This window comes from Psychrobacter sp. FDAARGOS_221 (genome assembly GCF_002313155.2).
GTDB lineage: Bacteria > Pseudomonadota > Gammaproteobacteria > Pseudomonadales > Moraxellaceae > Psychrobacter.
Window position 1 is genome coordinate 1,026,232 of record NZ_NWFK02000001.1, and the last position, 14,169, is coordinate 1,040,400.

The window sequence follows — 14,169 nt, forward strand, 5'->3', positions numbered from 1 at the left end:
TTCGAAAAAAGATTAAAGACTAAAGATGTTGCTGTATTAATGATGCTCTTGTTTCAATTTTTCTTGTTTTAAGATAGCTACTAGAGCATCGACACCTTCTGACAGTCCTTGCGCATATTGCGCTTGTTTAAAGTTGGGGGTCATTACATTATCAATAACCTGAGCAACTTTTTTATCTGTCAGTATGTGTTCAATTCCTAATCCTGTGAGGATATACATCTGCCTATCCTCAACGGCCATCATTATCAGTAGCCCATCATTCTCATCAGCGGAGCCTAACTCCCAGCTTTCAGCCACTTGCATGGCATAATCAAAGATTGGCATACCATCGGTAGTCGCAACTAAAACGACACCCGCCTGCATAATGCCTGAGTTATACACCGATCTTAGCTTGGTATTTAGCTGATCAATCTCATAGAGTGTCAGTGTCCCAGTAAAGTCATTTACCGGATCTTTCAGATTAGCCGCAACTGTCTCAGGTGTCAGATAGCTTGGTTTTTTAACCGAGCCCTCTGCCTGTTCTATAGACCCAATAGAAATGCTACTTGAGCGCTGCGACGATTGAGACGCTGTGTTCTGCTGATCATCAGACTTTGAGGTTGACCCAGTAGAATCAGATGCACTGACAACTTCTGTATTAGCACCCTCAGTTGCAATATCATTATAGCCACATGCAACACAGGCCAATGAGCTCAGCACACCTAGGCTAATAGCCATCATGTAGTTAGTTAAACTTTTTGAGCCATTTTTTGTTGAGAGTTTTGACATCCATTTAAACCTATATTGTTGATAGTTATCGTAACTAGAGTTTATCTAAAAAAGCGAATGCCAACTCTCAGAAAATACTAATTATCCGATAGCAGACAGTTAATTAACGACAAGCAACCGTTCATACCTACTCAATCCCTTCTCATCTAATAACTGTCTACTCAGATTAAGCCACTTGATTAGGGCGTATTATTACTCACCAAAATCAACTTTCGGTGCGGTTGAAATCTCTTTTTCATTATCGACACTGAAGTTCTGCTTCGCATCTAGCCCAAACACTTTTGCGGTTAAGTTAGTTGGAAACTGACGAACGGTTGTATTGTAAGTCTGTACTTCTTGAATATAGCGGTTACGCGCCACGGTGATGCGGTTTTCAGTACCTTCAAGCTGAGCTTGTAAGTCAGCAAAGCGCTGATCTGCTTTTAGATCAGGATAGCGCTCAGATACCGCCATTAAGCGTGACAAAGCACCTGTCATTTGAGCCTGTGCTTCCTGATAATTTTCCATCGCTTGCGGGTCGTTTAACGCTTCAGGTGTCAACTGGATGCTACCGGCACGTGAGCGCGCTTCAGCGACATCAGTTAATACGTCTTGTTCGTGGCTGGCATACTGCTTAACCACTTCCACTAAGTTTGGTACCAAGTCGGCACGGCGCTGGTATTGGTTAACTACTTCTGACCAAGCAGCTGCAACTTGCTCATCTTGCGCTTGCAAGGTGTTATAGCCACAACCTGATAGACCTACTGCTGATCCACTTAGGACCACAGACAATAAAAGTGGCTTTAGGATTGATTGACGCGACATAACTGATTACTCCAAAAATTTAATTCACTGATGTTCTAGATAACTGATGTTGTAACTACTGGTGTTGCAACTAACTGATGTTGTAACTTACTTACCGGTTGTATTAACGAACTTTTAATTAAAATTTTCAATTGATTCACATTTTAATTAATCGACACTTTAATTAACATCCATAAACTGACACCCATATTTGTGACCTAGATTATTCACTATCTTGGCTGCCATTAGCCAGTAACGGATAGCATGCATTATATAAGCTTATTGGCGGCAAACCTATTTAAGCTGCAATTATTCAACAATATAAATGCAATAAAATACAAAACAAGCATTTTTCACTGTTAGCAGGCTTTTTAGCATCGACGCACTTTTAACATCAACTCAAGACGAGACTGCTACGTTATGCTACGGATGCTTTATGGGACTGAAACAGCGGATTTACAATTCTTAGTTACCTAAACACAACTACAAACCAACCGCTAAGCCAAACTGTATCCTACCTTTTTATGCGCTCTCAGCATTCATAAAACACTGAATTTAGCTTGTTTAAACAAGCTTAGAGGTATATAAACTGACTGGCTGGCGAGAAAAAATATTGTTTTTATTAAAAAATATTGTAGCAATTTGCTTTTTTTTATGGCAAATTGAGGTTACCTAGGCATACGTTTGTGTAACATTTAGCTAAACTAGCTTACAGTTATTGCAAATGTATCGCTTTTTATCATGTTTGTGCTTATCTAATTGATTAACTGACAGTTTTATTGTCTTATGAATTAAATAAGTGCTGTACATGAACTTAAATTATGACAATTAACTTATGCTCCCATCAAAGATTGTGCGTGATAAGTTTATTAAAATTAGGAACACATACTATGGAAGGCATTGTTAGCTTTTTAAATAGCGTCATTTGGAGCCCCGCTCTTATCTATCTGTGTTTAGGCGCTGGTCTATTCTATTCAATTCTCACCCGCTTCGTACAAGTCCGTTTATTTAAAGAAATGCTGCGTTTACTATTTAAAGGTAAACCAGATAATGATGGTATTTCATCATTCCAAGCATTAGCGGTATCGCTAGCCGGCCGTGTTGGTATGGGTAACATCGCTGGTGTTGCTGCTGCTATCGGTTTTGGTGGCCCTGGTGCAGTATTTTGGATGTGGATTGTGGCGTTCTTAGGCGCGTCAACCGCTTATGTTGAATCAACGCTAGGTCAGATCTACAAAGAACGTGACGTGATTACCGGCGAATACCGCGGTGGTCCTGCTTATTACTTCGAACGTGCTTTAGGTCAAAAGTGGTACGGCGTCCTATTCGCGATCTCATCTATCATTGCTTGTGGTGTGTTTTTACCAGGTGTACAGGCCAACGGTGTTATTAACGCGGTTGCTCAGGTTGCCGGTGAAGGCTCTGCCGTGACCGTTATGGGTATCGATACTGGTAGCGTTCGCTTAATCGCTCTAGGCATTATCTTAGTGGTTCTAGGCTTTATCATCTTCGGTGGTATTAAGCGTATTGCTCGCTTTACTGAATATGCAGTGCCATTTATGGCGCTGGGTTATATCATCTTAGCCCTACTTATCATGTTCGCTAACTACAGCATGATCCCTGAAGTATTCGGCATGATTATTGGTGATGCATTCACTGCTCAAGCAGGCTTTGGTGCTGCTATCGGTTGGGGTGTTAAACGTGGTGTTTACTCTAACGAAGCGGGTCAAGGTACAGGTCCTCACGCTGCATCTGCGGCTGCGGTTGACCATCCTGCACAGCAAGGTTTGGTACAAGCATTCTCAGTATACGTTGATACCTTACTGGTTTGTTCTGCAACTGCATTTATGATCTTATCGACTAAAATGTACAACATCCAAGGTGAATTACCAGACGGACAGTTCGTTGTTCAAAACGTTGCTGCTGATGTTGAAATCAACTCACCGTCATTTACGCAAATGGCAATGGAATCAGTATACGGTACCTTTGGTGATTCGTTCATCGCGGTTGCGGTATTCTTCTTCGCCTTTACCACTATCCTAGCCTACTACTATATCGCTGAGGTTAATATTTCTTATTTAACTCGCTTTATGAGCAGAGGCGCGAGTAAAATTGGTTTGTTTGCGGTAAAAGTAATCATCATGGTAATGGTTGCATACGGTGCACTTAACAGCTCAGGTTATATCTGGGGTCTAGGTGACGTTGGTGTTGGTCTAATGGCATGGTTGAACATTGTTGGTATTATCATCGTGTTCTTCGTGGCGCGTCCTGCACTTGATATTCTTAAAGACTACGAAGCTCAGTTGAAAGCTGGCGGCGGTACAACAGCAAAACGCTTTGTGTTCGATCCTGCTAAGTTTGGTATCAAAAACGCCACTTATTGGGAAGAGCGTCATCAAGAAAACTTAAAAGCACAAGCTCAAAAAGATCGTCAAAATAAGCTATAACCGCTGATTTGACATCTTAATGACTATCGTGATGTTCTAACTATAGATAGAAAGCAATTTAGAAAACTATCGTTAGAACCATAAACAAAAGGCCCAACAGTCATCTGTTGGGCCTTTTTCATGTCTGATATCTGACGTCTGATGTTTGATAGCCAAAGATAAGCTTTATTTTGTCTGTAAGTACTTTTTTATCTCTAATTGACCGGGAACATCACAATATCAATCTCATGCACCATGCCATTTTGGGTGGCGATATTGGGTTGAACAATATGTGCTGTGCGCCCTTTACCATCGATCAAACTAGCTTGAGGCGTTACTTTAAAAGTACGCTTGCTTAACGCTTGCAACTGACCACCCGGTAACTGCGCGACCGTCATCGGCTGATCCGCCTTAACCACATGATAGGCCAGCAAGGCACGCAATAAAGACTTATTGGCCAATAAGCTTTGTTTGGTCAGTGGCGTCTCACTAAACAGCTTGGCAAAAGCAGCATTATTAGGCGCAAAGATAGTATAGCGATCACCAGCAAACCGTAGCATCATGCCAATACCAGCTGCATCAACCGCTTCAACCAAAATTGAAAAATCTGGATCTTGCCTCGCCATATCCAATGCGCTCAGAGATTGATATTGGGTATTGACCGGTGCTCCTCGGAGTGCGGCAGCTGTCTGAGAATTGGAGTTTGCTGCTGATTCTACTGTGGCTGCATTTGTCGACGCTGTTTGACGGGTAATGTTGGTTTGCGAGCCTGCTGCACTTTGCGGCAAGCGGCTATACACCATATTACCGGCATCGATGACTGTATCTGAACGGTTTGCGGTGGAAGTACCAGCATTTTGGCCTTGAACGTTTGCAGTAACTTGAACGCGTTGCTCGGTTAATGTCTCTGTTTTTTGACATCCTGTCAGGGTTAATAACGCAGCCGTTAACGACCCTACCAACTTAGGTGACATTAATTTAGTTGACATTAATTTAGGTGAAAAAACACCTTTTTCTGACAACAGCGTCTGCACTTGTTTCATAGAAATATCCTTATTCTATAGCTATATAAGAGGGTGATAATAACTTGAGTATAACTTATGCTACACTAACAAACATTCACTCTCTATTCACCTCTTAGTCAAAGTCATACAAACAGCGTCATACTCATATAACGGGGTTATTCCCTAATCAGCATCACTCTAAAAGAGAGTAACTTTAAAGAGAGTAACTTTGATAGTCACTGCTGCTGAGCACCTGTTTATAATGGCCTTTGTCTATACTGTAAAAATAAGATAGCACTATGGCAACCTGTTCTCATCCTGAACACAATACTCAAAATAACACTTCAGATGCTCCTGCTAAAAAAGAGCACAATCCAGATAATTTTAATTTAACGCCGCCTAAATCACTGCCTTTTAAAGAGCAGCAAGCGACTGCCCGCCAGCGCATAGAAGCTGAGCTTGCCAAGCGCATCTTAATTCTTGATGGCGCGATGGGTACCCAAATTCAGACCTTTAAATTAAAGGAAGCTGATTATCGTGGTGAGCGCTTCGCTGACTTTGAGCGTGATGTCCAAGGTAACAACGACTTACTGGTATTAACTCAGCCTGACATTATCAAAACCATCCATACCGACCATTTGACGGCTGGCGCGGATATCATTGAGACCAACACCTTTAACGCCACTCAAATCTCTATGTCCGATTATGGCATGGAGCACTTAGTTCCTGAGATTAACCGAGAAGCGGCACGACTTGCGCGTGAAGTGGCCGATGAGTTTACTGCTCAAAACCCTGACAAGCCGCGCTTTGTCGCCGGTGTTATTGGTCCAACGTCGCGTACCTGTTCGTTATCACCTGATGTGAATGATCCGGCTTACCGTAACGTCACCTTTGACGAGCTGGTCGACAACTACACCGAAGCCTTATATGCATTAATCGAAGGCGGTGTTGATCTGATTTTGATAGAAACTATCTTTGATACTTTAAACGCAAAAGCGGCTATTTTTGCGGTTACCGGTGTGTTCGAAGTTATTGGCTTTGAGTTGCCGATTATGATTTCAGGTACCATTACCGATGCCTCAGGTCGTACGCTATCAGGTCAAACGGCCGAAGCGTTTTATAACTCAATTCGTCATGCTAAGCCGTTATCTGTTGGCTTTAACTGTGCGCTAGGTGCTGATGCGTTAAAACCGCATATTCAAACCCTATCTGACATTGCGGATACCTATATATCGGCGCACCCAAACGCTGGCTTGCCCAACGAATTTGGTGAATATGACGAGACTGCGGAGGAAACCGCTGCCCTACTCGATGGCTTTGGTAAAGCAGGCATCCTAAACATTGTTGGCGGCTGTTGTGGTACCCGCCCTGAGCATATCAAGGCCATCCATGATGTGATGCAAAAGTATCCGCCACGTGAGATTCCAACCATTGCGCCAGCCTGTCGTTTATCAGGTCTTGAGCCATTTACCATTAACAAAGACAGCTTATTCGTTAATGTCGGTGAGCGTACCAATGTAACCGGTTCTAAAAAATTCTTACGCCTAATCAAAACCGGTGAATTTACCGAAGCATTAGACGTGGCTCGTAACCAAGTTGACGGCGGCGCTCAAATCGTCGATATCAACATGGACGAAGGGATGCTCGACTCTGAAGGGGCGATGATTCACTTCTTAAACTTGGTCGCTGGCGAGCCTGATATTAGCCGTGTACCATTGATGCTGGACTCTTCAAAATGGGAAATCATTGAAGAAGGTCTAAAACGCGTTCAGGGTAAATCAGTCGTTAACTCTATCTCGCTCAAAGAAGGCTACGATGTATTCGTAGAGCACGCCAAACTGTGTATGCGTTACGGCGCTGCAGTGATGGTCATGGCATTTGATGAGGACGGTCAGGCCGATACTTTCGAGCGCAAGACTCAAATCTGTCAGCGCAGTTATGACATCCTGGTGAATGAAGTCGGCTTCCCTGCTGAAGATATCATCTTTGACCCCAATATCTTTGCGGTCGCCACCGGTATTGTTGAGCACAACAACTATGGCGCTGACTTTATCAATGCTACTAAATGGATTACTGAAAACCTACCGCATGCCATGGTGTCAGGTGGTGTGTCTAACGTGTCGTTCAGTTTCCGTGGTAACCCTATCCGTGAAGCGATTAACGCGGTGTTCTTATATCACGCGATTAAAGCTGGCCTCACCATGGGTATCGTCAACCCGGCGATGCTTGAAGTGTATGACGAAATTCCAAAAGACGCGCGTGATGCCATTGAAGATGTGATGCTTAACCGTAATCAGGGCGAGTCTGGACAAGATGCGACTGAACGCCTGATGACGGTTGCTGAAGGCTACGTGGCTGGCGGTAAGCTTAACGATGGCACCGTTGATTTGTCATGGCGTGAGCAATCGGTTGAAAAACGTATTGAGCATGCGTTGGTCAAAGGTATTACCACTTATATTGACGAGGATACCGAAGAGGCACGCCTCAAATATCCAAAACCACTGCACGTGATTGAAGGCCCATTAATGGATGGTATGAACGTGGTCGGCGACCTATTTGGTGCCGGTAAAATGTTCTTACCGCAAGTGGTGAAGTCTGCACGTGTGATGAAACGTGCAGTTGCGGTCTTAAACCCTTATATCGAAGCTGAAAAAGTAGAGGGCGAAGTTAAGGGTAAAGTGGTCATGGCAACGGTCAAAGGCGACGTACACGATATCGGTAAAAATATTGTGGGCGTAGTACTTGGCTGTAACGGTTATGACGTGGTAGACCTTGGTGTTATGATACCTTGTGAGAAAATCTTGGACACTGCCATTGCTGAGAAAGCTGATATTATTGGCTTGTCAGGCTTAATTACCCCAAGTCTTGATGAAATGGTGTATGTCGCTAAGCAAATGCAAGAACGTGGTATGACCCTGCCACTAATGATTGGTGGTGCGACCACCTCTAAAGCACATACCGCGGTGAAGATTGAACCCCACTATCACAACGATGCGGTCATCTATGTCGCTGATGCCTCACGCTCTGTGGGTGTGGTGACTAAGCTGTTGTCAAAAGAACACCGTGTTGAATTACTGCGCGAAACCCGTGAAGAATATGAAAAAGTGCGTGAGCGCTTGGCCAATCGTAAGCCAAAAGCAGCTAAACTGAGTTACGCAGAGTCAATCGAACAAGGCTTTAAATTTGATTGGGACAACTACACTCCGCCTGTACCTAACGAGCTTGGCCAAGTGGTATTAGACGGCTATCCTATTGAGAACTTACTGCCCTATATTGACTGGACGCCATTCTTTATCTCTTGGGGCTTGGTCGGCAAATATCCAAAAATCTTTGATGATGAGGTAGTCGGTGAAGAGGCCAAAGACTTATTCGCCAATGCTCAAGAGTTACTACAGAAGTTCATCGACGAAGACTTGGTCACGCCTAAAGGGGTGTTTAAAATCATGCCGGCGCGCCGTACCGATCACGACACAGTGACCGTTTATGATAAAGCGCCAAGTGAAGGCGGCCAGCCGACTCATGTGTTTGAACACTTACGCCAGCAGTCTGACAAAGCCAGTGGCAAACCAAACTACAGCTTGGCTGACTTTATCTCCCCTTCTGAAGATCATACTGATTATTTAGGCGGCTTTACAGTATCCATTATTGGCGCGCAAGAGTTGTCTGATAGCTACAAAGAAGCGGGCGATGACTACAATGCCATTATGGTACAAGCGCTGTGTGACCGCTTAGCAGAAGCTTTTGCTGAGCATCTGCATGAGCTTATCCGTACTAAATACTGGGGCTATCAGCCACAAGAGCAGTTGACCAATGAAGAGCTGATTAAAGAAAAATACGTCGGCATCCGCCCAGCGCCAGGCTACCCTGCCTGCCCTGAGCACACTGAAAAAGGCAAGCTGTTTGATTGGCTAGATACGACCAACACCATTGGTACATATCTCACTGAGAGCTTTGCAATGTGGCCGGCGTCATCTGTGAGTGGCTTCTATTACTCACACCCTGAAAGTGTTTACTTTAATGTGGGTAAAATTGACCGTGATCAGTTAGAGGACTATGCCCAGCGTAAAGATTGGGATATTAAGACTGCTGAGAAGTGGTTGAATCCTAACTTAGCTTAAGACTTATCTTAGTTAGACAAATTAGAATGTTTTAAGCTAGATTAGCTTTAATAGTTAATCTAGCTTGTTTTCATACCATGCGTAAGAATACTAATATCTCTAATTGCTATAATAAAATTATATTAAGATAAGTTATTAATAATAATAGGTTATAACAATCAAAGCTATAACAAGATATACTTAAACTAATTGCATATTACTAGAATTTAAAAAGCTATGACTAATTCAGTCTATAACAAGTTCAAAGAGTTCTACGATACGAGCAAAGCTGAACTCTTCACAGCTTTGCTTGCAGGTGTAATTATATCTTTATTCATACCGCTAATAGTGTTTTTAACAGACATATTAACTAATACTTTTGCTGATAAATATTTACAGTTACTAGGTATGGAGAATATAAATTTTATTTCTACAAATAGTAGTCAAGTTCAAAATAGATTCAGTTCCAATATCTTTTTAGTTACTAGTTCAGTAGTTTATGTATTTTGCTTAACACCTTTTCTTTTACGGCTTTTTTATTACTATAATAAAAATGATTTTTCTCTAGGAGAGAATAAATATACTAGAGTTAGAAATGCTTCTTTATTATTTATATTATTTCCTTGTTATGCTTTCATACTAGCTTTATTCTTAAAAAGTGAAGTTGCAACATTCTTAATTATAGTAAGTTTTTTTTCTATTACTTTAATATCTTATTTTAAAATAGTTAGCGCAAAATTTAAATTACACAATGGCTTTTATTCTATAAATCAAGATGAATTCGTAAAATATATCGGAATATCTTCGATCTATGCAATATATATAACAGTCACGTTTATACCCTTCTTTTTTATTTTTAAATTCGTAATAGCATACTATTCCTCAAATAATATAGAGACAGGAGCTGATTACGAGATCATAGTCATAGTTTTCCTTTTTATATTTATTTACGGACTATTATATGGAACTAGAACAGCACTTCATTCGATTTCACAGTACATTGCTGATGTAGTATTGGCACTTTTTATTATTATGGTTTTATACTTCTTTACACCAAGTATACTAATTTTACCAATTGTAGAAATAACAGGAATTAAAGATAAAGATAAAGATTCTTATTATTATAAGATTAGCTTTGATGATTTCGATAGTGACTTAAAAGCTAATGTAACATCTCTTTGGAAATATGACTTATATGATAAGAGGATAAACTGTCGAGATAAAGTTAATAATACTTGTTCATTATTTATGAGTAAATTAGAGAATAGCGATTATTTAATAGTTAACCTTAAAATTATTTATAGAGACAGCAAACAGGTTATCGTCTGTCCACCTAATTTTAAATTAATCATAATTAGTAATTCTAAAAATGATAGAATACAAAAGTTTAAAAATATAGAACTATGCACCGTTATGGAGTCAAATAAAATACTGCCTTCTACTAAGTCCTCTCATTATTTAGAAGCTAATGAAACAAATGAAACATTCGAAAATTTTTATGTAAATGCTAATGATTATCTTTATAAAACTAAGGAAGAAAATTAATCAATTTAATATTTCCCTGTACTTTGAAGCTAAAACACATGAAATATTCAAATCTGTCCTTCTAATTTCTTTTCTAATCTAGCTTGTGTTGTAAAAACAAACTCTGGGACTTTTTGTTGCAACTGCTTTAAATATTGAGCTTTACCTTTAAGAGAATAATACTCATCCTTAAGTTGAGCATAAGAAGCATTATCTATAATGAAGTTAATATCATCGCATAACTGCCTTAACTGCTTATAAAAATCATTCTTAGCGTCTAGATTCTTTGTAAGCGCGATACCTGTAACTATTGGAGTTTGGTTTGAAGTATATCGCTTAGTTTTACTTTCTTTAATTTCGTAACCATAACGCTCCAAGATTTTTCTCATTACGTTGTAATGGCTTTCATTTACAGATTCACCTGATATCGTAATATCGTCCGCATAAACTGTAAATTTATGGTTAAATCTATCGCATTGCAATTTCATTTCGTTAAACATATCTAAATTAACTAAATTACATAGATAAACACTAATCTGACTGCCTGTCGGTAGTGAACCATCAATAGTACATAACTTAGATAGAAGATAAGCGATATCCTGCTCACACTTGAGTTTATGTCTAAAAAACTTTCTTATTAACTCACTACTAATACTAGGATAATATGACTTAATATCAAAAGTCATGAGCTGATTTGAATCTAAATGTACTTCTGCATTACTTATATGAGAGTGACCTTTTTTTGAATAATGAATATAATCAGGTGTTTTAACTCTTGATAACAAGTTAGCTATGCGGTTATGCACAACATACATCAAGTCTCTAGGTTCCTGAATTAAACGTCCTTCTTTATTCTCATAGCAGTTATACAAACCATTACTTTCAGAGTCTGCCATCAACGTAAGCAATTCTTCTTTAGTTATTTTCAGAATTACACAAAGTTTTTTTAAGCTTGGAACCTTATAGAGCAAGCACTGATTTAAAGGATACGTTTTATTAGCTTTTACCTTTAGTTTCTTTTTGCTCACTTTTAATACTCCAGTCTAAAAGCTTTAAAACAAATCCTGCCGATTTAATCCTAAAACTTTTAGAGATTTTGCCTTCGTTCTCTAACTGTTCAGAAAAATACAAAAGAGAAGAGACAGGTATATCAAATACTGTCGCATAGCTTTGTAGGAGCTCAATACTTGGAGGCTTTTTGCCACTTTCAATTTCAGAAAGATAAGAGTTAGAGATATTAAGTTGCTGTGAAAGTTCATTTTGCTTCATATTATGAAACAAACGTATTTTTTTTAACGCATCATTTAGCATATAAGACTCCATAACAAATCTGTTAAGGACAACGCCTAAGAGTTAATCATCAAAGAATCTTAAAATATTTAGTAGACTTGAAATAACTTTAAGAACTTCTACTAACCCAAAAATAAGTCTTTTCAACCATTTTTTGGTTCTCTTAGGCGGTTGCTGATTATTAGTTGAATTATTCATATACACATCTCCTAGTTAATACTAGCAGGATTACTAGTATCCTCATCGCAACTAGAAGAACAGACTTAACCAGCGGTCAATCCTTACAGAGTGCTTGCTTGCACTCATCGCAAGCAAGCACTATATACCGAGCTATTATGATACGTCGAGTCGAGAACGCATGTGCCCGGCAAGAGGTAGAGAAAATTAATTCTCCGCAGGTAAAATATTACCTAATATTAATGATGAGTTGTTCGTCTATACATCAACTAACAGCTCTAATTATAATTATTAAAAATATCATGTCAACAATATTTATTCGCTATTTGCAAATTTTAGTTCTCAAATAGCGAACAAATACTGACTTTATAACTATATCTATTTGTCACCCAACCTATAGACTAATTGCTTTAAAAAAACACTACCCCACCTTAGGTGAGTTTTAGCCCTGATAGTAGCGGATAGCAGGATTGGCTACTTAACAAAATACTCCTCACAAAAATTTACCCGAATCACCAACTTATTTCTCTTCACTGCACAAAACAATTTCATGACTTAGCCGATTAATTCATGCTAATTTAAGTCTTTCTTTATTTAAACTTTTGTCTGGAGTTACGTTGTGCAAGTAATCGCTAATGCCTCTCAATGGGTTGGCAAAACATTTTCTATATGGGCCATCGTTAGTGCCGTGTTGGGATTTTTATTCCCAGAGTTTTTTGCCTCATTTGCTAAATTTATCGTGCCAATCTTGGGCATTATCATGTTTGGTATGGGTACCACACTCAAAACCAGTGACTTTGTTGAAATTATCAAACGTCCAAAGCCGGTTATTATTGGCCTGCTGGCTCAGTTTACCTTAATGCCATTAATCGCCTACTTGCTCACCGTGGTATTTAAACTAGATCCCATGATTGCGATTGGCGTTATCTTAGTTGGCTGTTGTCCTGGCGGCACCTCGAGCAATGTGATTACATTTTTGTCCAAAGGCGATGTGGCTCTAAGTGTCTCGATCACCTCTATCTCTACCGTGCTTGCCCCTATTCTGACCCCGCTGCTACTTCAGCTTTTCGCTGGCGAGTTAATCAATATCGATCTGGCCAACATGATGCTGTCGATTACTAAGATTGTGATTATTCCTATTTTACTCGGCTTACTGTGTCATAAACTACTTGGTGATAAGGTCAGTGTCGTAGAAGATGCCCTACCGCTCGTGTCGATATTCGGTATCGCATTGATTATTGCAGCCGTGGTTGCTATGTCACGAGATACTATCTTAACCAGTGGTATTCTAGTATTTGTCGTAGTGGTGCTACACAACACTATCGGCTATGTGATGGGTTATGTCATTGCCAAACTGAGTGGATTTGATGAAACCCAGCGACGCGCCATCATGGTCGAAGTTGGCATGCAAAACTCTGGATTAGGCGTTGCCCTCGCATCTCTTTATTTTAGCCCGATTGCTGGCTTACCCAGTGCCATCTTTAGTGTTTGGCACAGTGTCAGTGGCGCCTTGCTTGCTAACTTCTTCGCGCATAAAGATAAAGACGCTGTTTGATATTAAACAGCAACTGATTCAAATCTTTACCTCATTAGGCAGTATAACCACTGCCTAATGATATCCCTTCTGTTTTAACCCAATGATTCTTCTCTCTAATCTCTAACCCTCCCTCTAAGCTCAAACATCCCACTTCAATTCAACATCACCCAAATCAGCCATTGGCTAAATAAGACCTTTAACAATTAGAAACCTAACTATTAAATGATTGTTTGATAATCGCTCAGCCACATCATGATAGATAATTTATATTAAAACCGCCTCAATAATAAAATAGATACAATTTGCCCTACCAAAAATGCTTCCAAATCCTTACAATAAGTAATGAATTATATTAAATGTATGTTTAATCTTTCGTTAGTGTAACTTAATCTTAATTTAGATACCTTATTGATTAGCTGTCATTAATCATAGGACGATATGAACAGCTTTTACCCGTTTTTATTTTGAATTTTATTTGGATTTATATTGTATTTGGATGTGTCCTCATTTAATTAGCCAAGAACGCAACATCATCGTTTAAACCTTAATAACGATATCGAACT

General features: G+C 39.7%; 10 protein-coding genes. 4 read left to right on the plus strand and 6 right to left on the minus strand.

The genetic code is table 11. The annotated features are described in order from the left end of the window. Positions 1-36: 36 nt before the first annotated feature. Positions 37-768, minus strand: a complete 732-nt coding sequence (locus A6J60_RS04250) for a TPM domain-containing protein (protein WP_096064875.1) — start codon at positions 766-768, stop codon at positions 37-39. Between the two features lie 192 nt (positions 769-960). After that, positions 961-1,572, minus strand: coding sequence for a LemA family protein (locus tag A6J60_RS04255; RefSeq protein ID WP_193778020.1), 612 nt, complete (start codon positions 1,570-1,572; stop codon positions 961-963). Positions 1,573-2,441: 869 nt separating this feature from the next. On the opposite strand from A6J60_RS04255, the gene A6J60_RS04260 reads away from it, so the two are divergent. Continuing rightward, positions 2,442-3,998 carry an alanine/glycine:cation symporter family protein gene (locus A6J60_RS04260; RefSeq protein WP_096064876.1) on the plus strand — a complete coding sequence of 519 codons (1,557 nt, stop codon included), beginning with the start codon at positions 2,442-2,444 and terminating at the stop codon, positions 3,996-3,998. 194 nt (positions 3,999-4,192) lie between these two features. Here A6J60_RS04260 and A6J60_RS04265 read toward each other — a convergent pair whose 3' ends face one another. Next, entirely contained in the window at positions 4,193-5,020 is an 828-nt protein-coding gene (locus A6J60_RS04265; protein WP_096064877.1) for a fasciclin domain-containing protein, read from the minus strand. Between the two features lie 260 nt (positions 5,021-5,280). Here A6J60_RS04265 and metH point away from each other — a divergent pair, with 260 nt between their 5' ends. After that, positions 5,281-9,099 (plus strand): methionine synthase, encoded by a 3,819-nt coding sequence (gene metH, locus A6J60_RS04270; RefSeq protein ID WP_096064878.1) that lies wholly within the window; start codon positions 5,281-5,283, stop codon positions 9,097-9,099. A gap of 216 nt (positions 9,100-9,315) precedes the next feature. Further along, the gene (locus tag A6J60_RS04275) at positions 9,316-10,623 is read left to right on the plus strand and encodes a hypothetical protein (protein WP_096064879.1); all 1,308 of its coding nucleotides are present in this window, start codon (positions 9,316-9,318) and stop codon (positions 10,621-10,623) included. Between the two features lie 47 nt (positions 10,624-10,670). On the opposite strand, the gene A6J60_RS04280 is transcribed toward A6J60_RS04275, so the two are convergent. From A6J60_RS04280 to A6J60_RS13620, 3 genes are read right to left on the minus strand one after another with little or no spacing between them, the layout of a single operon-like run. Then, a complete protein-coding gene (locus A6J60_RS04280) occupies positions 10,671-11,630 on the minus strand; it encodes a reverse transcriptase family protein (protein ID WP_096064880.1) in 960 nt (319 codons plus the stop codon). Then, positions 11,599-11,913, minus strand: a complete 315-nt coding sequence (locus A6J60_RS04285) for a helix-turn-helix domain-containing protein (protein WP_096064881.1) — start codon at positions 11,911-11,913, stop codon at positions 11,599-11,601. Before A6J60_RS04285 ends, A6J60_RS04280 begins: the two co-directional genes overlap by 32 nt. Positions 11,914-11,955: 42 nt before the next feature. Further along, positions 11,956-12,090 (minus strand): hypothetical protein, encoded by a 135-nt coding sequence (locus tag A6J60_RS13620; protein WP_264755566.1) that lies wholly within the window; start codon positions 12,088-12,090, stop codon positions 11,956-11,958. A 598-nt stretch (positions 12,091-12,688) separates the two neighbouring features. On the opposite strand from A6J60_RS13620, the gene A6J60_RS04290 reads away from it, so the two are divergent. Further along, complete coding sequence (locus A6J60_RS04290) at positions 12,689-13,624, plus strand: bile acid:sodium symporter family protein (protein ID WP_096064882.1); 936 nt, start codon at positions 12,689-12,691, stop codon at positions 13,622-13,624. Positions 13,625-14,169 lie beyond the last annotated feature (545 nt).